A 20628-nucleotide genomic window follows, 5' to 3' on the forward strand; every position below is an offset into this window, starting at 1 on the left:
CGCCTCGATGCTGAGCGTTTCCTGCCCTTCCTGCGGCGCCCCCGTCGCCTTCCGTTCGCATGCCTCCGTGATGGCGGTGTGCGAGTTCTGCCGCACCACGGTGCACAAGGACGCCGGCGCGGTGCGGGACCTGGGCAAGCTGTCCGAAGTGCTGGAGGATTATTCGCCGATCCAGATCGGCACCTCGGGCAAGGTGGGCGGGCGCGCTTTCACCGTGATCGGCCGCATCCAGCTGCGCTACGCGGCCGGCATGTGGAACGAGTGGTACCTGATGTACGAGGACGGCGGGGCCGGCTGGCTGGGCGACGCGTCCGGCCAGTACACCGTCACTACCGCCCGGCCCCTGCCCGCCAGCTGGCCGGACTTCGACCGGGTCCGGGTGGGCGCCCAGTACGACCTGGAAAGTGGAGCGGGAGGGGGGCTGTTCACGGTCTCGGACCGGCGCGTCGCCACCTGCGTCGGCGGCCAGGGCGAGCTGCCCTTCCGGGTCGGCGACGGCTGGCAGGCGCGCGTGGCCGACCTGCGCCGCGGCGCCGCCTTCGCCACCCTCGATTATTCGGACGGCGACACGCCGGTGCTGTACACCGGCTTCGCCACCACGCTCGGAACCATGCAGTGCCAGCTGCTGCGCGACGACGAGGCGATCAAGGCCAGCGCGGGCCGCTACCGCGGCAAGGTGCAGGCCTTGCAATGCCCGTCCTGCGGCAGCCCGATCGGCTACCTGCCCGGCATGGCCGCCAATCTGGTCTGCCCCGCCTGCGCCGCGCGCATCGATGCGGCCACGCCCCAGGCCGAGGTGCTGGCCGCCGGCGAGCGCACCGCACGGGTGCCGTTGACGCTGACGCTCGGCACGGTCGCCAGGATCGGGCAGCAGGACTACCACCTGATCGGCGCCATGAAGCGCCTCGACGACGACGGCGAGGAGTGGACCGAATACCTGCTGTACACCCCGCGCGGCCAGTTCTTCTGGCTGGTCGAGACGGGCGCAGGATGGTGGCGCTCGGAAGTGCTGGACGAGTGGCCCGAACCGGGCACGCCGGCGGTGCCGAAGGTAGCGCTGCACAACATCGCCTACGAACGCACGCTCGACTACCCGGCGCGCGTCAGCTGGGCGGCCGGCGCCTTCAACTGGAAGGTGGCGGCCGGCGAGCGCGTGCGGGTGCGCGAGTTCGAGCGCGGCCAGACCAGCCTGGCCGCCGAGATGAACGACGAGGAGCTGAGCTGGTCGCGCTCCACGCCGGTGGCCTTCGATCAGGTGCGCGCCTGGTTCAAGCTGCCGGCGCCGCCCGCGCCGGCGCGCGGCAAGTCCGTCTTGTCTGCGAACGACCTGCGCTGGCGCTTCCTGCTGTGGATGGTGGGCCTGAACGCGGTGCCGCTCCTGTTTAATTTCTTCGACACGGTCGTGTGGCTGGCAGCAGGCATCTTTGTACTGTTCATCTCCTTCGACGAGAAGAAGAACCGGGAAACACCATGAACAAACGTCTTTATTTCTTCTATGCGCTCGCGGTCACGATCATCGTCACCATCGTCTCCTGGGTCGACATGCTCGACGCGGCCGACGATTCCGGGCGCTGGCGCAGCGGCGGCTCGCGAGGCGGCTCAGGCTATTACGGCGGGAGCGGCCACAAGTGAGCACGCCGCACCGTCCCGCCGGCATCCACCTGCTGGCCGACCTGGCCGGCGTCGAACCCGCCCTGCTGCTCGATGCGGCCGCCATCGACGCCTTGCTGCGCGAAGCCGCGCTGGCGGCCGGCGCGCGCATCCTGCACAGCCACTTCCACACCTTCGGCCCCGGCATGGGCGTCACCGGCGTGCTGCTGCTGGCCGAATCGCACATCTCGATCCACACCTGGCCCGAGCACGGCTTTGCCGCCGCCGACATCTTCATGTGCGGCGAGGCCCAGCCGCTGCGCGCCCTCGACATCATCGAACGCGCCCTGTCCCCCGCCACGCGCACGGTGCGGACGGTGGAACGCGGCCAGCTATAATCGGCGCTTCACGACCTTTACCAAGTACAGCAATGACGCAATCCGGTACCACTTCATCCGCGCTGCCGACAGCGCTGGGACACATCCGCGTGCTCGACCTGTCGCGCGTGCTTGCCGGGCCCTGGTGCTCGCAGAACCTGGCCGACCTCGGCGCCGACGTGATCAAGATCGAGCGCCCGGGCAACGGCGACGACACCCGCGCCTGGGGTCCTCCCTACGCCAGGGACGCTGAAGGACGCGACACCAGCGAGGCCGCCTACTACCTGTCGGCCAACCGCGGCAAGCGCTCGGTGACGGTGGACATCGCCAGCCCGGACGGCCAGGCCCTGCTGCGCGAGCTCGTGAAGCACTGCGACGTGGTGCTGGAAAACTTCAAGGTCGGCCACCTGAAGCGCTATGGCCTGGACTACGCCTCGCTCAAGGACATCAAGCCCGACCTGGTCTACTGCTCGATCACCGGTTTCGGCCAGGACGGTCCCTATGCGCACCGCGCCGGCTACGACTTCCTGATCCAGGGCATGGGCGGACTGATGTCGGTGACCGGCGAGCGCGACGACCTGCCCGGCGGCGGTCCGCAGAAGGCGGGCGTGGCCCTGACCGACCTGATGACCGGCATGTACGCCACCGTGGCCGTGCTGGCGGCCCTGACCCACCGCGACCGCACTGGCCAGGGCCAGCACATCGACATGGCCCTGCTCGACACCCAGGTGGCGATGCTGGCCAACATGGGCAGCAACTACCTCAACAGCGGCAAGCCGCCCAAGCGCTGGGGCAACGCGCACGCCAACATCGTGCCCTACCAGACCTTCGCCTGCGCCGACGGCCACATCATCGTCGCTACCGGCAACGACGGCCAATACCAGAAGTTCGTGGAAGCCGGAGGCCGGCCGGAACTGGGCGCCGACCCGCGCTTCGCCACCAATCCGCTGCGCGTGAAGAACCGCGAGGAGCTGGTGCCGATCCTGGCCGCGATGGTCAGGGAAAAGACGCGCGACGAATGGATCGCGCTGCTGGAAGCCTGCGGCGTGCCTTGTGGGCCGATCAACGACATCGGCGAGGTGTTCGCCAACGAACAGGTGGTGGCGCGCGAGGTGGCGATCGAGCTGCCGCACCCGAAGGCGGGCAAGGTGAAGCTGGTGCGCAGTCCCATCCGGATGTCGGCCACGCCTGCTACCAGCGCCAAGGCGCCGCCGCTGCTGGGCGAGCATACCGAGGAGGTGTTGCGCGAAGTGCTGGGCAGGAGCGAAGAAGAGATTGCGGCGCTGCGGGGCAAAGGGGTCGTGTGAAGTCAGTAAAAACCGCGCCGAGGCGCGGTTTTTTGGTTGGGCCGGTGGTGTGCTGGGAAACTTGGTTCGCAGCGCACTCGTAGCGCCGGCATCAATCAATGCAGCTGATGCTTGAAATCCGACAGCTCATCATGCACCCGCATCACCATCGACTGCACCTGCGGCGACGGCTGCGCGCTGCGGCAGACGCGCTTGGCTTCATCGCCGATGGCTTCCAGGTCGTCGATGCACTGGACGATATTGGACTGGTCGCTCGACTGCATCACGCTTTGCGCGCGGCTCGACTCGCTGGCCAGCCTTTCGATGCATTCGCGGATTTCGCCCGGAATGTTCTGATCATTACGGCAGGCCTCTTCAGCCTGGTTGATGGTCTGCTGGACGTGACGGAAACGTTGTTGAATTTCGGCAGGTTGCAACATGATTGACCTCCTGAAAGAATAGCGGATAAGTCCACTGGAGCATTCCAGCTTAGGACGGATTCAGGGTTTATCAAGTGCTAATTCAAGCGGCGTGGCGGGACAAATCCGGTGCGTTCCTTGAGGCATTTGCTTACGCTGGCGCCTGATCTTCCTGCGCCATCTGGCGCGCCACCACCTCGCGCCTGAGCGCGCCTTCTTCCTCGAGTTCGCGGGCGGCCCACTCGCGCAGGTGCTCGGCATCGAGCCCGTCCAGCAATGCCGCGCGCAAGCTGACGGCCTCTTGTTCACGGCCCAAACCGCGCAAGACGGCGACGCCGATACCCACCTCTTTGACCAGATTCGACAGCATGCCCGCAAGACGCGGCGCAGTGCGCGGCGGCGGGAACAGGGGGAATGCCGTGACCCCCCGGTTGACCTCGTCCATCCCCTGCAGCGGATCGCCGCGGTAACGGTCGGCCAGCATGAAATCGCCTTCCTCGACCAAGGCCGGCAGCGCCTGCCAGGCGCAGCGTCGCGCCAGCCCGGGCTGCTCCGCATCCAAGCGCGCGAACAGCCGATGCGTCGAGCCCGCATCCGCGAGCGTCTCGTTCATCTGCACGATGAGCGAGAAGCACCCGATGCGCAGATACCAGTCCTCCTCCGTGCTCGTCTCCCTGTCGCGCCCGACATACAAGTCGCCGGCCAGCAAGCGTGCGATCTGGCCCTCGCGGGCTTGCTCGAGCGCCTTGCGCGCCGGCGCGAACTCTTCGGCCAGCATCGACCACCTGAACATGGTGAAGAACAAGTCCGTCCGTTCCGGCGCGACGGCCTGCTCGACCTCGTCGAATGATTTCCGCAGCAGCGCCAGCAGCTCGTCATGGCGGCCCGCTTCGCTCAGCGCGTTCATTCTTGTCACATGCTCCGGGATGTCGCTCATGATCTCGAGATGGTGAGGGTGACGATCGGGCTACCTTAGCATGCGCGCGCAGGCCCGAAATACGCCCTTTGTCACCGCTGCGCCTCCGCGAGGTAACGCTCCAGCATCTCCACGCACACCCTCACCTTGGCAGACCCGGCCAGGCGCTGCGGATACACGGCCCAGACATTGGCCTCCTGCGCGTACTCCGGCAGCACCCGCACCAGGCTGCCGTCGTCGAGCCAGGGCTGCACGTCCCACAGCGAGCGCAGCACGATGCCCGCCCCTTCGCGCGCCCAGCGCAGTGCGATCTCGCCATGGTTGGTCGACAGCGATCCCGCCACCTTGACGGTCTCTTCGCCCTGCTTGCCGCGCAGGCGCCAGGTGCCGAAGGGGTGGTCGCGCTCCTTGATCGGCAGGCAGTTGTGGGCGGCCAGCTCGGCCAGCGTCTTCGGCATGCCGCGGCGCGCCAGGTAGGCGGGCGAGGCGCACAGGATGCGGCGGTTCTCCTTCAGGCGCCGGGCAATCAGGTTCGGGGGAATCGCATCGCCGATGCGCACATCCAGGTCGAAGCCTTCCTCCACGATGTCGACCAGGCGGTCGAACACCTCGAAGCGGATCTGCAGGCCGGGATAGTCGGCCGCGAGGCGCGCGATCACCGGTGCGACGACATTGCGCCCGAAGCCGAAGCTGCTGCAGATGCGTACCCGTCCGCGCGGAGCGCGGCGCTGTTCGGACACGGCATCGACCAGGCTGTCCAGATGCTCGAGGATGGTCTGGGCGTGCGCCAGCACGCGCTCGCCATCCTCGGTGATGACGCTGCGCCGCGTGGTGCGCTGGAACAGCTTGATCCCGAGCGTCGCCTCCAGGATGCCGATGCGCTTGCTGACATAGGCGGGCGACATGCCCAGCTCCAGCGCGGCGGCCGCGAAGCCGGCCTTGCGCACCACGGTGACGAAGACACGCAGGTCCTCATTTTCGACAGGATTATTCACGCTGTGTGTCTTCGGTATTAACGATGCGGTGGATTATAAACATTTCGTCCCGAGTTAAGCTGGTGCCACTCCAACACCATCCAGGAACCCACCATGCACACGCACCGCATCGCAGTCATCGCCGGCGACGGCATCGGCAAGGAAGTCATGCCCGAGGGCTTGCGCGCCCTCGAGGCCGCGGCACGCCGCTTCGACATTTCGCTCGCCTTCGAGACCTTCGAATGGGCCAGCTGCGACTACTACGCCAAACACGGCAAGATGATGCCGGACGACTGGTTCGCCCAATTGCGCGGCTTCGACGCCATTTATTTCGGCGCGGTCGGCTGGCCCGACACGGTGCCCGACCATATCTCGCTGTGGGGGTCGCTGCTCAAGTTCCGCCGCGAGTTCGACCAGTACGTGAACCTGCGTCCGGTGCGCCTGATGCCGGGCGTGCCCTGCCCGCTGGCCAACAAGAAGCCGGGCGACATCGACTTCTACGTGGTGCGCGAGAACACCGAGGGCGAGTACTCCTCGGTGGGCGGCAAGATGTTCGAGGGGACCGAGCGCGAGCTGGTGCTGCAGGAATCGGTCTTCACGCGCCACGGCACCGACCGCATCCTCCGCTATGCCTTCGACCTGGCCCAGCGCCGCCCCAAGAAGCACCTGACCGCGGCGACCAAGTCGAACGGCATCGCCATCTCCATGCCCTACTGGGACGAGCGCCTGGCCGCGATGGCGCAGGCCTATCCGGACGTCGCCTGGGACAAGTACCACATCGACATCCTGGCGGCCCGCTTCGTGCTTTCGCCCGAGCGTTTCGACGTGGTGGTGGCCTCGAACCTGTTCGGCGACATCCTGTCCGACCTCGGCCCGGCCTGCGCCGGCACCATCGGTATCGCCCCTTCCGCCAACCTCAACCCTGAACGCAAATTCCCTTCGCTGTTCGAGCCGGTGCATGGTTCCGCGCCCGACATCTACGGCCGCAACATCGCCAATCCGATCGCCATGATCTGGTCCGGCGCGATGATGCTCGATTTCCTGGGCGCGGGCGACGCCCGTTATACCGCAGCACATGATGCGATGGTGCGCGCCATCGAACACTGCCTGCAGGAGGGGCCGCGCACGCCGGACATGGGGGGCAGCAGCAATACCACGGACGTGGGCAAGGCAATCGCCGCCTGGCTGGCCTCTATTTGAGCAAAAGAATTGATGGGTGGAAACGAGGTGGACTGAAAAAACTTTCGGGGCAACTGCATCCATCTCCAGCCTCCATGCGTAGTGCAAGTGTCAGGCTTGCCGCCTTGCCGGCGGCAGGCTGCCTTGACCAACCCCACCATGGAGCAACATCATGACCAGACCGCAGTTCGCCAAGCTTGCCCTTGCCTCTTCGATCGCCCTGGCCCTCGCGGCCTGCGGCGGAGACGACGACAATCATGAGATGCCCCCTCCGGCGCCCCCACCTCCCGCCATGAGCGCGGGCGACATCTTCGCCCTCACCGCCGGCAACCGGCTGATTTCCTTCAACCGGGAATCGCCGGGCACCGTCCGCACGAATGTCGCGCTGAGCGGACTGCAAGGCGGCGACAACCTGGTCGGCATCGACTTCCGCCCCTCGGACGGGATGCTCTACGGGGTCGGCTCCGGCGGCCGCCTGTACACGATCGATACCGCGAGCGGCGCCGTCACCCTCAAGTCCACCCTGGCCGCCGATGCGGCCGACACCTCGGCCCCGTTTACGTCCTTGTCCGGCGCCGACTTCGGCGTCGATTTCAACCCGGTCGCGGACCGCCTGCGCATTGTCGGCAATACCGGGCAGAGCCTGCGCATCAACGTCGACACCGGCGCCACCACCACCGACGGCAACATCAACGGCGGCGCCGCCGGCACGGCGATCACCGCCTCGGCCTATACCAATTCCTTTGCCGGCACCGGCGCCACGGCCCTGTACGGCATCGATACCGTCACCGACGCGCTGTATCTGCAAAATCCGCCCAACAACGGGACCCTGGGAACACCGGTGGCGCTGGGCGTGGACGCGGGAAGCGCGACCGGCTTCGACATCGACCCGCACACGAATACCGGCTACCTGCTGGCGACGGTGGGCGGCGCCCGCAACTTGTACACCGTGAACCTGTCCGCCGGCAGCGGCGCCGCCACGCTGGTGGGGGCGCTCGGCGGTACGGAAGACATCCGCGGCATCGCCCTGCGCGCCGCCCAGGCGCCGGTGGTGATGGGCCTGACGGACGACAACCGCCTGCTGGCCTTCAAGGTGTCCACGCCGGGTACGCTCGACAGCAATGTCGCGATCAGCGGCCTGAACGCCGGCGAGACCCTGCTCGGCATCGACGTGCGTCCCAAGGACGGCATGCTGTACGGCCTGACCTCGGCGGCCCGCATCGTCACCATCGATGCGGCCACCGGCGCGGCGACGGCGAAAGCCACCCTGGCTGCCGACACCGCCGACGCCACTGCGCCCTATACCGCCCTCGCCGGCGCCGCCTTCGCGGTCGATTTCAATCCGGTGGCCGACCGCCTGCGCGTGATCTCGGATACCGGCCAGAGCCTGCGCATCAATGCCGATACCGGCGCCACCACCACCGACGGCACGCTCAACCGCGCCGGCGCGCCGGGCGCGGCTCCCGCGGTGAGCGCGGCCGCCTATACCAACAGCATTGCCGGCGCCGCCACCACGCAGTTGTTCGACCTCGACAGCGCTGGCGACGTGCTGGCCCTGCAGAATCCGCCGAACGACGGCACGCTGGCCAACGTGGGCCCGCTCGGCCTGGACATTGCAGGAGATAACGCCATGGACATCGCAGGCGGGGCCAACGGCCTGGTGCTGGCCGCGCTGCGCAGCGCCGTGGCGGGCCCCAGCATCCTGTACCGGATCGACCTGGCGACCGGGGCCGCGACGCCCGTCAATGGCGCCGCGGAGCCGGCCGCTTCGCGCATCGGCAACGGCGCGGTCGGCTTGCGCGACCTTGCCATCCGGCTGCGCTGAGGGGACATGGAGCGCGCTCTTAGAGCAGGCTGACGGCGCGGCCGATGTAGAGGATCGGGCCGGTCGGCCTGCCGATCGGCGAACCGGCGGCCGGCTCCAGGGTGATCTCGAACAGCTGGTTCGGCTGCACCGGCGGCAGCTTGCCCAGTTCGACCTCGACCGCCCGGCCCGGCCGGACCAGCCCCAGCGAGACCGGGCCGGTCCAGCCGTCGGCCTTGGTCCAGAGCTGGAGTGCGCGCTGGTCAGGCACCGCCGTGCCGGCCAGCGGTTCGAGGCGCAGCGTATCCGCGTCGACCATCTTCAGGACCCAGCCTGGCGTGGCGTTCTGTGGCGCCGCGAGCACCACCATGTAGCGCGGCGGTTCCGGCTGCTGCAGGCGCAGGCCGACCACCGCGGCCATGACCGCGGCGGCCGCGAAACCGCCGGCCGCCAGGGCGCGCCACACGTCCAGGCGTTCCCACCAGCGCGCCGGCCGCGCGGCGGGCGGCGGTGGCGGCAGGGCCAGCTCGATCCGGGTCCACAAGCCCGGCGAGGGCGTCACCGGATCGGCCAGCGCGGTCAGGGGCAGCAGCCTGCTTTCCCAGAAGTCGACCGCGGCGCGCAGCGCGGCATCCTGCGGCAAGGACTGCTCCACCTCGCGGCGGCCCTCGGCCGGCAAGGTGCCGAGCACGTATTCGCCGGCCAGCTCAAAGGGATCGCGTGCCGGGTTCATACCATGCACTCCTTCAGCGCGCCCAGTCCACGCTTGATCCAGGCCTTGACCGTCCCCAGCGGCGACTTGAGGCGCTCGGCGATCTCGCTGTGCGAAAAGCCGTCCACATAGGCGTACAGGATGCTGTTTCGCTTGGCGGTGTCGAGCCGCGCCAGGCACTCGCGCAGGCGTCCCAGGTCCTCGCGCAGCGCGAACGCCTCGAACACGCTGTCGCCGCCGGCGCCGGCGGCCTCGATCGCTTCCAAGGCTTCTTCGCCGACCGCGATGTCGCGCGCACCGCCACGCACCGTGTCCAGCGCCTGGTGCCGCACGATGGTATACATCCAGCCGCGTCCCGAGCCGCGGGCCGCATCGAAGCTTGCCGCCTTGCTCCAGATGCTGACGAATGCATCCTGCAGCACGTCCTCGGCGCGCGCGCGATCGCGCACGATGCGCATGGCCACCCCCAGCAGGCGTGGTGCTTCCTGGTCGTACAGGCGGCGCAAGGCCTGTCTGTCTCCACGCGCGCAAGCCTTCAGCGCGGCGTCATGATCGAATGCGTCGGGTGTGGTCGTCACGGCATGCCGTTTCAGGATGGATGGGCCGGGACAGGACGCTCCCGAAGACAATGCATTATAGCGAGCCTGGCGCGGTCCCCTACGCCCACGCCGTCTGAAATCGCAGGCTCGGCAGCGACTTTTGGTTGTTGTATTTATGCTATTTTCGGCCCCGGCACTTCTTTCGCCCAAGGATTCGGCGCAGAATGGCCTCGCAATACCCATACCGTAGAGCCAGTTTTCTTGTCGATCCTTACTGATGCGGAGGCAGTCAATGGAGAGCACGAGCAACAAATGGTCGGTCCTTGCCGTTCACGTCCTTGCCATCCTGGCCGTTTGCGCGCCCATGACGGCCTTCTCCGCGGACAGTCCGGGGGCGGCGGCGAAAGGCAACTACATCGAACGGGGCCGCTATCTGGTCAAGATTGCCGGCTGCAACGATTGCCACACGGCCGGGTATGCGCAGTCCGCCGGGCAAGTCGCGGAAAAAGACTGGCTGCTCGGCGACCAGCTCGGCTGGCGCGGCCCTTGGGGCACGACTTATCCCTCCAACCTGCGACTGTCATTGAGCAAGATGAGCGAAGCCGACTGGGTCAAGACCGCGCAGACCGTGAAACTGCGCCCTCCCATGCCCTGGTTCGCGCTGCGCGACATGGACAAGGAAGACGTGCGCGCGATCTACCGCTTCGTGCGCCACCTGGGGCCGGCCGGTACGCCGGCGCCGGCCTACGTGCCGCCGGGCCAGGCGCCCACCGGGCCCCACATCCAGTTCCCCGGCCCGCCCAAGTAAGACCGCCGCGCGGGCCAGGCGCGGCGCTCTCCCGTTCACCGGAGGACCGGCGGCCGGTCCGGCTCGTCGCGGGGATGGCAGACATGCCGTGCGCAACGCCTCAGCTGCTCGAGATCGATGCCCAGGCGCTTCGCCAGCTCGGCGAACTGCCCGGTCAGCACGCGTTCGCTCAGCAGGCAGCAAAGCAGGTCTTTCACCCCATCGTCACCGTTGCCGCCAGGGCCGCCATCGCCGCCCTCGCCCGGCCGCGGATCGCCGGGCTGGGGTGCGCGGCCGATCACGGCCGAGAGCAGCTGCTCGCGGCTGAACTTCGCGCCGCGCGTGGCATGCCCCTCCGCCACCAGATGGAAACGGTAGACCCCGTTCTGCGTTGCCAGCACCGAGGCTTCGAACACCCCGGTATCGGTCTCGTGGAGCGCCATGAGGACGCTCGCGTGATCCGGCAGCGTGACGGTCGCGTTGACGACCGGGTGGGTGCCGAGCGGCCGCCCGTATTCGCTCAGGCTGGCGCGCAGGAACAGGGTGGATCCCGGCGCCACCCCGGTCTGGCTGAGCGTTGCGCGCATGTTCAGGTTGGAGCGCGCATGGATCAGGGCGTGGAAAGGCAGGCGCGGCCCCTGCCCCACCGCCGACATGGCGCCAGGGATATTGGCCAGCTTGGCCGAGTCGCCGCGTCCCATCAGCGCGAGCAGCAGCTGCCATTCGCCCTCCCAGTGCTCCTTGCCGTCATGCAGGACCGGCAGGGTCACGCGCAGGTTGCGCGAGGTCGCGCCCGGCCGGTAGGCGCCCGCCGGCAGCTGGGGCACGCCGATGATGGTCCCGTCCGGCGCCTGCAGGGCGATCGCCAGGTAGGGCGGCGCCCGGGTCAGGGCGACGGCGTCGAAGGCGATGTCCGAGCGGGTGATCCAGAACGGCACGCGCGCGATGTCGCCGAAGCCCACCGAGCCTTCGGGATCGCGGACGATGTCCCGGTTGAGGACGCCGGCGAGGATCTGGATGAAGAATTTCTCCAGCAGGAATTCATCGTCCTGCGCCAGGGCGCCCGTCACCAGCATGAAGCCGCCCGTGCCGTCGGCGATGGCGCGCAGGATATCGTTCTGCACATTCGCCGCATCGGCCACGCCGACGGCGTAGAGCCGGTCGGTGATCAGGTGCTGGACGTCGGCGATCCTGGGAGAACGGTCTTCGATGCCGTCGGTGAAGACGATGGTGGCGTTGATCTCGAAATCGTCCGCGATCGGCGAGGCGCCGATCAGGTCCGCCGCCTTCTGGATGCCGGCGCCGATGCAGGTGTGGGGATAGGCGTCGGGCGGCCCGTGCTGGGTGATCTTCAGGCGCAGGTCGTTGCGCACGCCGGACGTGAGCGGCCCCGCGACCTCGAGGTCGCGCACGGTCTGGGCGGCATCGGAAAACGCCACCATCGCCACGCCGTTGTCGTCGTAGAGCTGGTCGACGAAGGTCGTGGCCGCGAACTGGAGCACCTCCAGGCGCATGCGGTTGTTGCCGGCATTGGCCAGCATGCTGCCCGATTCGTCGAGCACCATGGTGACGGATGCCCTGGGGCGCCGGACCGAATTGGCGACGATCGGGATATCGTCGTCGCGCCAGAGCTCGTCGCCGAAGCTGTTGTGTGCGACGACACGCATCGTTCCATTAGCGAGCGTACTCGGCGCCTGGCCGGTGAACTGGACCCAGATCCTGAACGCGTCGGTCGGGAAGGCGCTGCCGGGGAAGGAATAGGGACTCGGGTCGGCCAGGGTGAAGGGCCCGGAGGTGATCGCCGCCTCGAACATCAGCCCGCCGCAGCCGCTGATCTTGAACAGCGCCGCGCGGTGGGTCGTGTCGCCCTCGGGCACGTCGTTGAACGTCACCTGCGGCGTGTCGAGCGTGACGGTGAGCGGATCGCCCGCGATGAAACCCGCCATGCCCTGCGCCTGCGCGGCCGCGAGCAAGGCGTCGTCGCGATGGTAGACATAGCCGAGCGCGACGTGGTTGAGCATCGATGCGGGCGTGGCGCCGCCGTGCATCGGCGAGTTCAGGTCCACGAAGGCGTCGCTGTCCTCGTTGCAGGTGCTGCTTGCCCCCGAATACTGTTCGACGCCAGGCGCCGGGTGGTTGAGCTGCCAGATGGCCCAGATGCGGTCGACGTTACAGTGGTGCAGATAAAACAGCGGATCGTCCGGCGAGCGGCCGCCGGACATGCTCTCGCCCACCCAGTTATGGGCAGGAAAGTGAGTGCCGCATTCGATCGCCCGGAAGGCCGGGTAATCCGCTGCGCCGAGCTCGCCGAGCACGTCGGCAAGGCTGGGCAGGACGGTGCCGGCGGCGTCGCTGCGGCGCACGAAGTCCCAGTGGTCGAAGCGGCCGCCGCTCTTGTTGCGCCCGCCGAAGAAGGATTTCCAGGGTTCGACGTCGATGTCGCGCGAATCCGGGCGCGTCCAGTCCCAGTACGGCAGGCTGACCCGGTCGTCGAACTGCCGCAGCTCGCCTTCGAGCAGCAGCAGGAAGTGGCGGTGCCAGGGCAGGAAGGCCGGGCCCCAGTGGATGCCGTGGTTGAAGTGGGCATCGTGCTCGCCGGCCATGCTGGCGATGACGCCGCGGCTGAACACGTCGTTGAAGGCGTCCGCCAGCCGCTCGCGCTCGACCGGGGTCAGGTCGATGAAGTTTTTCCGGCAGCGCATCACTGTTCTCCCCGTGGTGCTTCGCGCGCCTGGCCGCCGCGCTCGCGCTCGGACTGGCCCAGGTAGACACGCACCGCCTCGAGCAGGCTGTCGCGCCCCGGCACATACGCATTGTCGGCCAGAACATATCCGCCGGAATTACTGAAGAAGCGGCGGCGCGCGCCGTCGATCCACAATTCCTCATGATCCGGCCCGCTGACGATGCGGACCACATGTCCGTCCACCTCATGTTCGCTCGTCTCGGGGTCCGGCCGCTTGTCCGATGGTGATGGCATGGCGCGCTCCTTTCGCTGACAGTCGGGTCGTCGGGATGACAAACCTTCCCGTGTCTGCATGGATCAAGCAACCCACATGCCAGTGATGGACAAAAAGGGAAATGCACGAGAAGCAGCCTGCCCCCGGGCGCAAGCGCCGCCGGCCGGGTCGATACCCACCCGGCCCTGCCCTTCCACCGGGTCGTTCCGGACCCACATGGGGGACGACTCACCGGTCTTGGGTGCGAAAGCGCGCGGGATCGATGTGGTACTTCTGCAGGAGCTTGCCGAGGGCCCGCCTTTCCTTGCCGGCGAGACGGGCCGCGTGCGTCACGTTGCCTTGCGCATGCCGGAGCAGATCGATCAGGTAGCGCCGGTGAAACGCGTCCAGGGCCTGCGCGCGGGCCGCCGTATAGGATTGCCGGGCGGCGCCATCCGGCAGCAGCACGGGGTCCGGGTGGCCGGACACCGGCCCCTCCGGCGCCGGCAGGAGGAGTTCCGGCCCCTCCGCCAGCAGGAAGACGCGGTGGACCAGGTTCTCCAGTTCGCGCACATTGCCCGGCCACGCATACGCATCGAGCCAGGCATGCGCACGCGCATCGATCGAGCGCCGGGCGATGCCGGCGGTGTTTCCATAACGCTGAGTAAATTCGTCCAGGAAGTGATGCGCGAGCAACCACGGATCGCCGGGGCGGTCGCGCAAGGCCGGCATGTCGAGGGCCAGCACATGCAGGCGAAACAGCAGGTCGGCCCGGAAGCCGTGCTCTCCCACCAGCGTCTTGAGCCTGCGGTTGGAAGCGACGATGATGCGGACATCGGCCGACTCCGCATGCCGGGCGCCGAGTGGACGGTAGTAGCCATCCTGCAGGAAGCGCAGCAGCGCCACCTGGCCACGCGGCGGCAGCGCATCGATCTCATCGAGGAACAAGGAACCCTGGTGGGCCAGCCGCAGCAATCCGGGCGCACTGGCGCCGGCATCCGTGTAGGCGCCGCGCGCGTGGCCGAACAATTCGTTTTCGATCAGGCTCTCGGGGATCGCACCGCAATTGATCGCAACGAATGGCTTGGTGTGCCGCCGGCTGCCCGCGTGGATGCCGCGGGCGGCAAGTTCCTTGCCCGTCCCCGTCTCTCCCTCGATCAGGACCGGCGCGTCATAGTGCGCGATGCGCGGAATGAGCTTGAGGACATCCAGGAAACGCGGAGACTGCCCGACCATGCCGCGCAGGAAACCGGCTCCGCCAACCTCCGTGTTGAACGCATCCATCATGACACCCTGCAGCATGGAATTGTCGAGCTCCCGGTGGCGGCGGTCGTGCCGCCATCGATCTCGCAACGGTAGTCCAATAATGCGGGTTTGGGAAGCCCGGCGGCGCGGTTTTCTTTCAGGCCGGGCCGAAGGGATTGTCCAGGCTGTGGGCCGGCTGGGTGAACCACCGTGGTCCGCCGGCCGTCATGTAAAAATGGTCTTCCAGGCGGATGCCGAATTCGCCGGGCACGCAGATCATCGGTTCGTTCGAGAAGCACATGCCGGGTTCCAGCAGCCGGGTCTCGCCGCCCACCAGATAGGGCCCTTCGTGGATGTCGAGGCCGATGCCGTGGCCGGTGCGGTGCGGCAGGCCCGGCAGCTTGTAGCCGGGCCCGAAGCCGTTCGCTTCGAGCGAACGCCTGGCCGCCTTGTCGACCTCCTCGCAGGGCACACCCGGCCGGGCCGCCTCGAAGGCCGCCTGCTGCGCCTCCTTTTCGGCCTTCCACACGAAGCGCTGCCGCTCGGACGCTTCGCCGAACACATAGCTGCGGGTGATGTCCGACATATAGTTGTGGACCTTGCAGCCCGTGTCGATCAGGACGGTATCGCCGCGCACGAGCGTCTGGACGTCGTTGACGCCATGGGGATACGAGGTCGCTTCGCCGAACAGCACGATGCAGAAATACGAACCGCTTGCCCCGACCTTGCGGTGGGCGAGCTGGATGAACTCCTCCACCTCCGCCGTGGTGATGCCTTCGTGAAGGATGGACGCCGCGGCGCGGTGCACCGCCATCGTCATGTCCATCGCACACTGGATCAGCGCGATTTCCGCCTCGGATTTGCGCATGCGACAGAACGACGTCAGCGCGTAGGCGTTCTCCAGCACATAGCCCGACATGGCGGCGCGGATCGCGTCGGCCATCAGCAAGGGCGTGCTCTCGTCGACCAGGAGCTTCGGTGCCGACAGGGAATTGGGCGCGATTGCGCGCTGTTCCAGCACCCGGCGCAGGAGCGCGGCCGGGTTCTCGTGTTCGTCCCAGCAGGCGATCTCGCCCTGGACCCGCATGAATTTCCGGATCGTGCCTTCCTCGAAGGCGGGCGCGATATACACCAGCTCTCCCACCGCCGGCAGGATGGCGCCGACCATGCGCTCGCTGGGGCTCCACCGGGTGCCCGAAAAATACGTCAGGTTGCTGCCCGCATTCAGGTAGAGCGCGGCGACGCCATTCGCCCCCATCCATGCCTGCGCGCGCCGGATCCGCGACAGGTGCTCGTCCACGCTGATGGGCGCCGCGTGCCCGGTCATGTTCTCCAGCGCGTCCAGCGCCGCTTGCTTCGTCCTACCGCCAATGCGCATGTGTCCTCCTGTGTGATGCGTTCATTCATTCTATCTGCGACAGCGCCCGTGCACCGGCGGGCACGATCGGCATGCGCGGTGCGGGCGGCGCCCAGCCGAACAGGAACTGGCAAGCCGGGCCGCAGGTCTTGCCCTGGCAGGGCCCCATGCCCACCCGTGTCGCCAGTTTCGCTTCGCGCCAGCCGCGGTGCGGCGCCAGGCTGGCGGCGGCGACGTCCTCGCAGCGGCAGACGATGGTCTCCGGCCGGCACATCGCCTTCAACGAATCGCCTGGTACGAAGCTGCGCGCCAGCAGGGCCGCGAAGTCATGGCTGCGCCCGAGCGCCGCCCTGTCCTGCGCCGATGGACTCGTCTCCAATGCATCCAGCGCGGCGATGCGCCCTTCGGCGATTGCCTTGTCCACGCCGCCGATGCCGGTGCATTCGCCGGCGGCCCAGATGCCGGGGCGGCTGGTCTTTTGCAGTGCATCCACCGCAATGGCACCGCCGGCGGTCTCGCAACCCATCGCACAAGCCAGGTCGATGTCGGGAACCAGGCCAAAACCCGCCGCGACGAGATCGCAGGCGAACTCCTGCCGAGCGCGCCCGGTCGTGACGACCAGGCTACGCACCGCATCCAGGCCCCTGGCCTCGACGATGCGTCCGCCGGTGAAGTACGGGATCTTCCGCAGGCGCGCGAACAGCGCCAGGGCTTGCCGGATTTTGTCCTGGTGCCGGAACAGCAGTCCCAGGCCGAAGCGCGACAAGCGCGCCAGTCCCTGGTGCTCGACGATCGCCACGACCTTTGCCCCGGCCTCGATGGCGGTGGCGGCTGTCGCCAGCAGCAAGGGGCCCGAGCCGGCCACCACGATGCGTTTGTCCGCCACCGGCATCCCGCCCTTGATCAGTGCCTGCAGTCCGCCGGCGCCGGTCACGCCGGGCAGGGTCCAGCCGGGAAACGGCAGGAAGAGCTCGCGGGCGCCCGAGCAGACCAGCAGGCGCGCGACATCGAGGCGCAGCGCCTGGCCGCCGGCTTCCAGCAGCAGGGAATCGGCGCCGGCGCTGCCGATCACCTGGGCGCCGCGCAGATGGGTGAAGTTCGGATGCGCCTGCAAGGTCTTCCAGATGTCCCGGGCGCGTGGGTCGGTCCAGGCGGCCGGCCCTCCCCGCCAGACCTGGCCGCCCGCCGCATGGTCGTTGTCGATCAGGCAGACCCTGGCCCCGGCCACGATCGCGGAATGCGCCGCCGACAGCCCCGCCGGGCCGGCGCCGACGATATGCAGGTCGGCGGCGCTCATGCCTCGCCTCCGGTCGCGATCTCCATGCCGTCCCTGCAGCGGGTGCGGCAAGCCAGCTGGTGCGGCTTGCCGTCGATCGTCACGCGGCATTCCTGGCAGTGGCCGATGCCGCACAAGGCGAAGCGCGGCTGGCCGGTGACGGAGCGGCGGGTGCATAGTGTGCCGGCGGCGGCGATGGCCGCCGCCACCGTCGCGCCGCCGGGAACGGCGATCCGCACCTGATCGACGGTGACGGTGCAAGCAAGGTCAAGCTTGAGCATGGGCAGGGGCATGGATGAAACGCGATGGCGAATACGGGGTGGGGTCGATGGACGCAGGCCTGCCGAGCATCAGGTCGGCCAGCAATTGCGCGGTGCCGAAGGCCGTCGTGACACCGAGTCCTTCATGGCCCGCCGCGAGCCAGACATGGCCGAGCACGGGATGGCGGCCGATGATCGGCCTGCCGTCGCGCGTGGCGGGCCGCATGCCGGTCCAGCTCCTGATGATCGTCATTCCGGCAAGACAGGGCAGCAAGGCGATGGCCGAGCGCAGCAGCTGCGCGAGCACCCGCGGATCGACTTCCGCATGCGCGACGCCGTCCTGGCGGCACGACCCGATGAGCCATTGCCCGGTCGCGCGCGGCTGCACATTGGCGGCGACGGCCAACGCATCGCTTCCCGCCTCGGTCTGCCCATAGCCCATGCTCACCACCTGGTGGGCAAGGCGGCCGGGATAGCGGTCGGTGATGGCGAGGTGGCCCTTGCGCGGGAACACAGGGATGTCGGGCAGCAGGCTCGTCACGCCCGTTCCGGCGGCGACGACGATATCGGCCGCCGTCAGGCGCTCGCCGCTGGCGAGCTGCATGTCGTGCGCGCCGATGCGCAGGACCTGCGTCCCGAACCGGGTGGCGCCGCCCTGCGCCACCAGCCGCGCGGCAAGCTCGCGCGCCACCGCGGGCGGATAGACGGCGCTGTCGCGCTCGACCCTGAGGCCGCCCGCCAGTCCCTTGCGCAAGGACGGCTCGATCCTGGCCAGCTCCGCGCCGGACAGCAAGGACGCGCTCCAGCCGCGTTGCGCCAGCCTGTGGACGCGCCTTGCCGCCTGGGCCATCTGCGCCTCGTCTTCGGCGACCCAGAGCGTGCCGCATTGCGCGTGCTCGGCCAGCCCGCCCTTCCTCGACAGGTAGGCGTCCCAGCGCGCCAGGGACAGCATGCAGAGGTCGAGCTCATCGTCCGTTTCGTCGAGCGCGACCAGGTGGCCCATCCCGGCCGCGGTCACGCCCGCGCCGGGATGCAGGGCGTCGACCAGCAGGACCTTGCGCCCCAGGGCCTGCAGTTCCACGGCGCAGGCGGCGCCGATGATGCCGGCGCCGATGACGATGACATCGAAGCTGTTCACGCCAGGGCGGGAAGCGTGGGACGGCTGGCGATGGCCGAGCGGATCCTTCGTTCCGCCTGGAGGCGGCGCTCGCCGGCCAGCGGCAGGCGCGGTGCGCGCACCCGCTCGTTCGACCCGATGGCGAGCGCTTCGGCCAGCTTGATGTTCTGGACCAGGTAAGTCGAGACGTCGAGGTCGAGCAAGGGGCGGAACCAGCGATAGACCTGCAGGGCTTCGGCGTGGCGCCCGGCCTGCATCAAGCGGTAGATCGCCACGGTTTCATGGGGGAAGGCCAGGCACAGGCCCGCCACCCAGCCCACCGCGCCGACGCTGAGCGCTTCGAAGGCCAGGTTGTCGACCCCGGTCAGCAGGTCGAAGCGGTCGCCGAAGCGGTTGATGATGTCGGTGCTGCGGCGGATGTCGTCCGAGGATTCCTTGACCGCCACGAAGCGGGTGTCGCCGGCCAGTTCTTCCATGATGTCCACCGTCACGTCGACGCGGTAGGCCAGGCGGTTCGAGTAGATCATGATGGGCAGGTCGCCGGCGTCGGCGATGGCCTTCAGGGTGGCCACCGTCTCGCGCGGATCGGTGTGGTAGATCGTGCTCGGCACCACCATCAGGCCATCGGCGCCGGCCTGCGCCGCTTTCTTCGCCAGGGCGCAGGCGTCGCGCGTCGCCGCCTCGGCCACGGTGAGCAGGACCGGCTTGCCGCCGCTGGCCTGCTTGCACAGCTTGAGCACGGCGATGCGTTCCTCGTGCGACAGCATGGGCCCTTCGCCCAGCGAACCGCAGGCGATCAGGCCGTCCACGCCGGCCTCCATCTGCATGCCGAAGCAGCGCTGCATTTCCTCATGGTCCAGGGAGCCGTCGTCCTTGAACTTGGTCGTCACGGCGGGAAGAACACCTCTCCACATAGCGCTACCTCTCCTTCGTCTTGAACGTTGAAAACCTCCATGCTAGAGCCTCGCGGCGCGGCGGTCTTGCATGCGGCGGGCCGCAAGGGCGCCGAAATCGGCACAGTGCGCAAGCACTTGCCAGCGCGCCGCGACGGGCCTATATTGCTGGCACGGAGGCAAGCGACATGGACCTGATGGCATGCAAGCGCTTTGACGAAATCGGCATGGAGGCCGTCGAATCGCTGTTCGACGCCCTGGACGACATCGCCTATTTCGTCAAGGACCGCGAGGGCCGCTACCTCAGCATCAACCGCACCATGGTGCGGCGCTGCGGCGTACGCCACAAGCGCGAGGTCATCGGCAAGACGGCGCTCGAGCTGTTCCCGCGCGCGCTGGCCGAAACCTACCTGGCCCAGGACCGCAAGGTGGTCGACGGCGGCGCCGCCATCGACAAGCACCTGGAACTGCATATCTATCCGGGGCGCAGCCGCGGCTGGTGCATCACCAAGAAGCTGCCGCTGTTCGGCAAGGACGGACGGGTCACGGGCCTGATCGGCACCTCGCAAGACCTGGGACTGCTGGACGAGCTGCATCCGGCCTATCGCCAGATCGCCCATATCGCGCAGACCATCAGCGAACGCTACCAGGAAAACCTCTCGCTGGCGGCGCTGGCGCAGGAAGCGGGGCTGTCCCTGTCGCGCGTCGAGCGGCTGTTCCAGAAGGTGTTCCAGCATTCGCCCCGGCAGCTGCTGCTGCAATGCCGGCTGAGCGCCGCCAGGACGCTGATCGAACGCGATCCCGGCGCCAGGATCGCGGACATCGCCTACGAATGCGGCTATACCGACCACAGCGCCTTCAGCCGCCAGTTCAAGGCCTACGCGGGCATGAGCCCGACGCAGTACGCCATGCACGTGCGCGGCGGCTAGGAGCTATCGGACTGCCGCGCCGCAGTTGGCTT

At 68.2% G+C, this 20628-nt stretch carries 21 protein-coding genes; 8 read left to right on the forward strand and 13 right to left on the reverse strand.

The window, feature by feature from the left end; all coding sequences use genetic code 11:
- Window positions 1-7 precede the first annotated feature (7 nt).
- The 4 genes from V7778_RS21150 to V7778_RS21165 are packed head-to-tail and all read left to right on the forward strand — an operon-like array spanning window position 8 to window position 3274.
- Window positions 8-1474, forward strand: a complete 1467-nt coding sequence (locus tag V7778_RS21150; RefSeq protein ID WP_335558879.1) for a DUF4178 domain-containing protein — start codon at window positions 8-10, stop codon at window positions 1472-1474.
- Window positions 1471-1632 (forward strand): hypothetical protein, encoded by a 162-nt coding sequence (locus V7778_RS21155; protein WP_335558882.1) that lies wholly within the window; start codon window positions 1471-1473, stop codon window positions 1630-1632. The genes V7778_RS21150 and V7778_RS21155 overlap by 4 nt, the downstream gene beginning before the upstream one ends.
- On the forward strand, window positions 1629-1988 hold the full coding sequence (gene speD, locus V7778_RS21160) for an adenosylmethionine decarboxylase (protein ID WP_335558884.1): 360 nt from the start codon (window positions 1629-1631) through the stop codon (window positions 1986-1988). The genes V7778_RS21155 and speD overlap by 4 nt, the downstream gene beginning before the upstream one ends.
- Window positions 1989-2020: 32 nt before the next feature.
- Entirely contained in the window at window positions 2021-3274 is a 1254-nt protein-coding gene (locus V7778_RS21165) for a CaiB/BaiF CoA transferase family protein (RefSeq protein WP_335558885.1), read from the forward strand.
- 95 nt (window positions 3275-3369) lie between these two features.
- On the opposite strand, the gene V7778_RS21170 is transcribed toward V7778_RS21165, so the two are convergent.
- The 3 genes from V7778_RS21170 to V7778_RS21180 all read right to left on the reverse strand — a co-directional run bounded on the left by V7778_RS21170 (window position 3370) and on the right by V7778_RS21180 (window position 5583).
- Window positions 3370-3693: a hypothetical protein gene (locus tag V7778_RS21170; protein ID WP_335558887.1), complete on the reverse strand. Its 324-nt coding sequence runs from the start codon at window positions 3691-3693 to the stop codon at window positions 3370-3372.
- A 130-nt stretch (window positions 3694-3823) separates the two neighbouring features.
- Window positions 3824-4609 (reverse strand): hypothetical protein, encoded by a 786-nt coding sequence (locus V7778_RS21175; RefSeq protein WP_335558889.1) that lies wholly within the window; start codon window positions 4607-4609, stop codon window positions 3824-3826.
- A gap of 71 nt (window positions 4610-4680) precedes the next feature.
- Window positions 4681-5583, reverse strand: coding sequence for a LysR substrate-binding domain-containing protein (locus V7778_RS21180; protein WP_335558891.1), 903 nt, complete (start codon window positions 5581-5583; stop codon window positions 4681-4683).
- A 93-nt stretch (window positions 5584-5676) separates the two neighbouring features.
- On the opposite strand from V7778_RS21180, the gene V7778_RS21185 reads away from it, so the two are divergent.
- Window positions 5677-6762 (forward strand): tartrate dehydrogenase, encoded by a 1086-nt coding sequence (locus V7778_RS21185; protein ID WP_335558893.1) that lies wholly within the window; start codon window positions 5677-5679, stop codon window positions 6760-6762.
- Window positions 6763-6913: 151 nt separating this feature from the next.
- Window positions 6914-8566, forward strand: coding sequence for a DUF4394 domain-containing protein (locus tag V7778_RS21190; RefSeq protein WP_335558894.1), 1653 nt, complete (start codon window positions 6914-6916; stop codon window positions 8564-8566).
- Between the two features lie 19 nt (window positions 8567-8585).
- On the opposite strand, the gene V7778_RS21195 is transcribed toward V7778_RS21190, so the two are convergent.
- Window positions 8586-9278, reverse strand: coding sequence for an anti-sigma factor (locus V7778_RS21195; RefSeq protein ID WP_335558896.1), 693 nt, complete (start codon window positions 9276-9278; stop codon window positions 8586-8588).
- Window positions 9275-9835, reverse strand: coding sequence for a sigma-70 family RNA polymerase sigma factor (locus V7778_RS21200; RefSeq protein ID WP_335558897.1), 561 nt, complete (start codon window positions 9833-9835; stop codon window positions 9275-9277). The genes V7778_RS21195 and V7778_RS21200 overlap by 4 nt, the downstream gene beginning before the upstream one ends.
- A gap of 325 nt (window positions 9836-10160) precedes the next feature.
- Here V7778_RS21200 and V7778_RS21205 point away from each other — a divergent pair, with 325 nt between their 5' ends.
- On the forward strand, window positions 10161-10604 hold the full coding sequence (locus V7778_RS21205; protein WP_335558899.1) for a cytochrome C: 444 nt from the start codon (window positions 10161-10163) through the stop codon (window positions 10602-10604).
- A gap of 35 nt (window positions 10605-10639) precedes the next feature.
- Here V7778_RS21205 and V7778_RS21210 read toward each other — a convergent pair whose 3' ends face one another.
- The 8 genes from V7778_RS21210 to V7778_RS21245 all read right to left on the reverse strand — a co-directional run bounded on the left by V7778_RS21210 (window position 10640) and on the right by V7778_RS21245 (window position 19688).
- On the reverse strand, window positions 10640-13285 hold the full coding sequence (locus V7778_RS21210) for a tyrosinase family protein (protein WP_335558901.1): 2646 nt from the start codon (window positions 13283-13285) through the stop codon (window positions 10640-10642).
- Window positions 13285-13560: a hypothetical protein gene (locus tag V7778_RS21215; protein ID WP_335558903.1), complete on the reverse strand. Its 276-nt coding sequence runs from the start codon at window positions 13558-13560 to the stop codon at window positions 13285-13287. Before V7778_RS21215 ends, V7778_RS21210 begins: the two co-directional genes overlap by 1 nt.
- 208 nt (window positions 13561-13768) lie before the next feature.
- Entirely contained in the window at window positions 13769-14821 is a 1053-nt protein-coding gene (locus tag V7778_RS21220) for a sigma-54 dependent transcriptional regulator (protein ID WP_335558905.1), read from the reverse strand.
- Window positions 14822-14921: 100 nt separating this feature from the next.
- On the reverse strand, window positions 14922-16142 hold the full coding sequence (locus tag V7778_RS21225; RefSeq protein ID WP_335558908.1) for a M24 family metallopeptidase: 1221 nt from the start codon (window positions 16140-16142) through the stop codon (window positions 14922-14924).
- A 25-nt stretch (window positions 16143-16167) separates the two neighbouring features.
- Window positions 16168-17418, reverse strand: coding sequence for an FAD-dependent oxidoreductase (locus V7778_RS21230; RefSeq protein WP_335558909.1), 1251 nt, complete (start codon window positions 17416-17418; stop codon window positions 16168-16170).
- Window positions 17415-17678, reverse strand: a complete 264-nt coding sequence (locus tag V7778_RS21235; RefSeq protein ID WP_335558911.1) for a 2Fe-2S iron-sulfur cluster-binding protein — start codon at window positions 17676-17678, stop codon at window positions 17415-17417. The genes V7778_RS21230 and V7778_RS21235 overlap by 4 nt, the downstream gene beginning before the upstream one ends.
- Window positions 17665-18795 (reverse strand): NAD(P)/FAD-dependent oxidoreductase, encoded by a 1131-nt coding sequence (locus V7778_RS21240; RefSeq protein ID WP_335558913.1) that lies wholly within the window; start codon window positions 18793-18795, stop codon window positions 17665-17667. Before V7778_RS21240 ends, V7778_RS21235 begins: the two co-directional genes overlap by 14 nt.
- Window positions 18792-19688, reverse strand: coding sequence for a dihydrodipicolinate synthase family protein (locus V7778_RS21245; RefSeq protein WP_335558915.1), 897 nt, complete (start codon window positions 19686-19688; stop codon window positions 18792-18794). Before V7778_RS21245 ends, V7778_RS21240 begins: the two co-directional genes overlap by 4 nt.
- Before the next feature lie 167 nt (window positions 19689-19855).
- Here V7778_RS21245 and V7778_RS21250 point away from each other — a divergent pair, with 167 nt between their 5' ends.
- Complete coding sequence (locus tag V7778_RS21250; RefSeq protein ID WP_335558917.1) at window positions 19856-20596, forward strand: AraC family transcriptional regulator; 741 nt, start codon at window positions 19856-19858, stop codon at window positions 20594-20596.
- Window positions 20597-20628: the final 32 nt, after the last annotated feature.

Origin of the sequence: Massilia sp. DD77 (genome assembly GCF_036961685.1) — a bacterium.
In the GTDB taxonomy this organism is placed as follows: domain Bacteria; phylum Pseudomonadota; class Gammaproteobacteria; order Burkholderiales; family Burkholderiaceae_D; genus Telluria.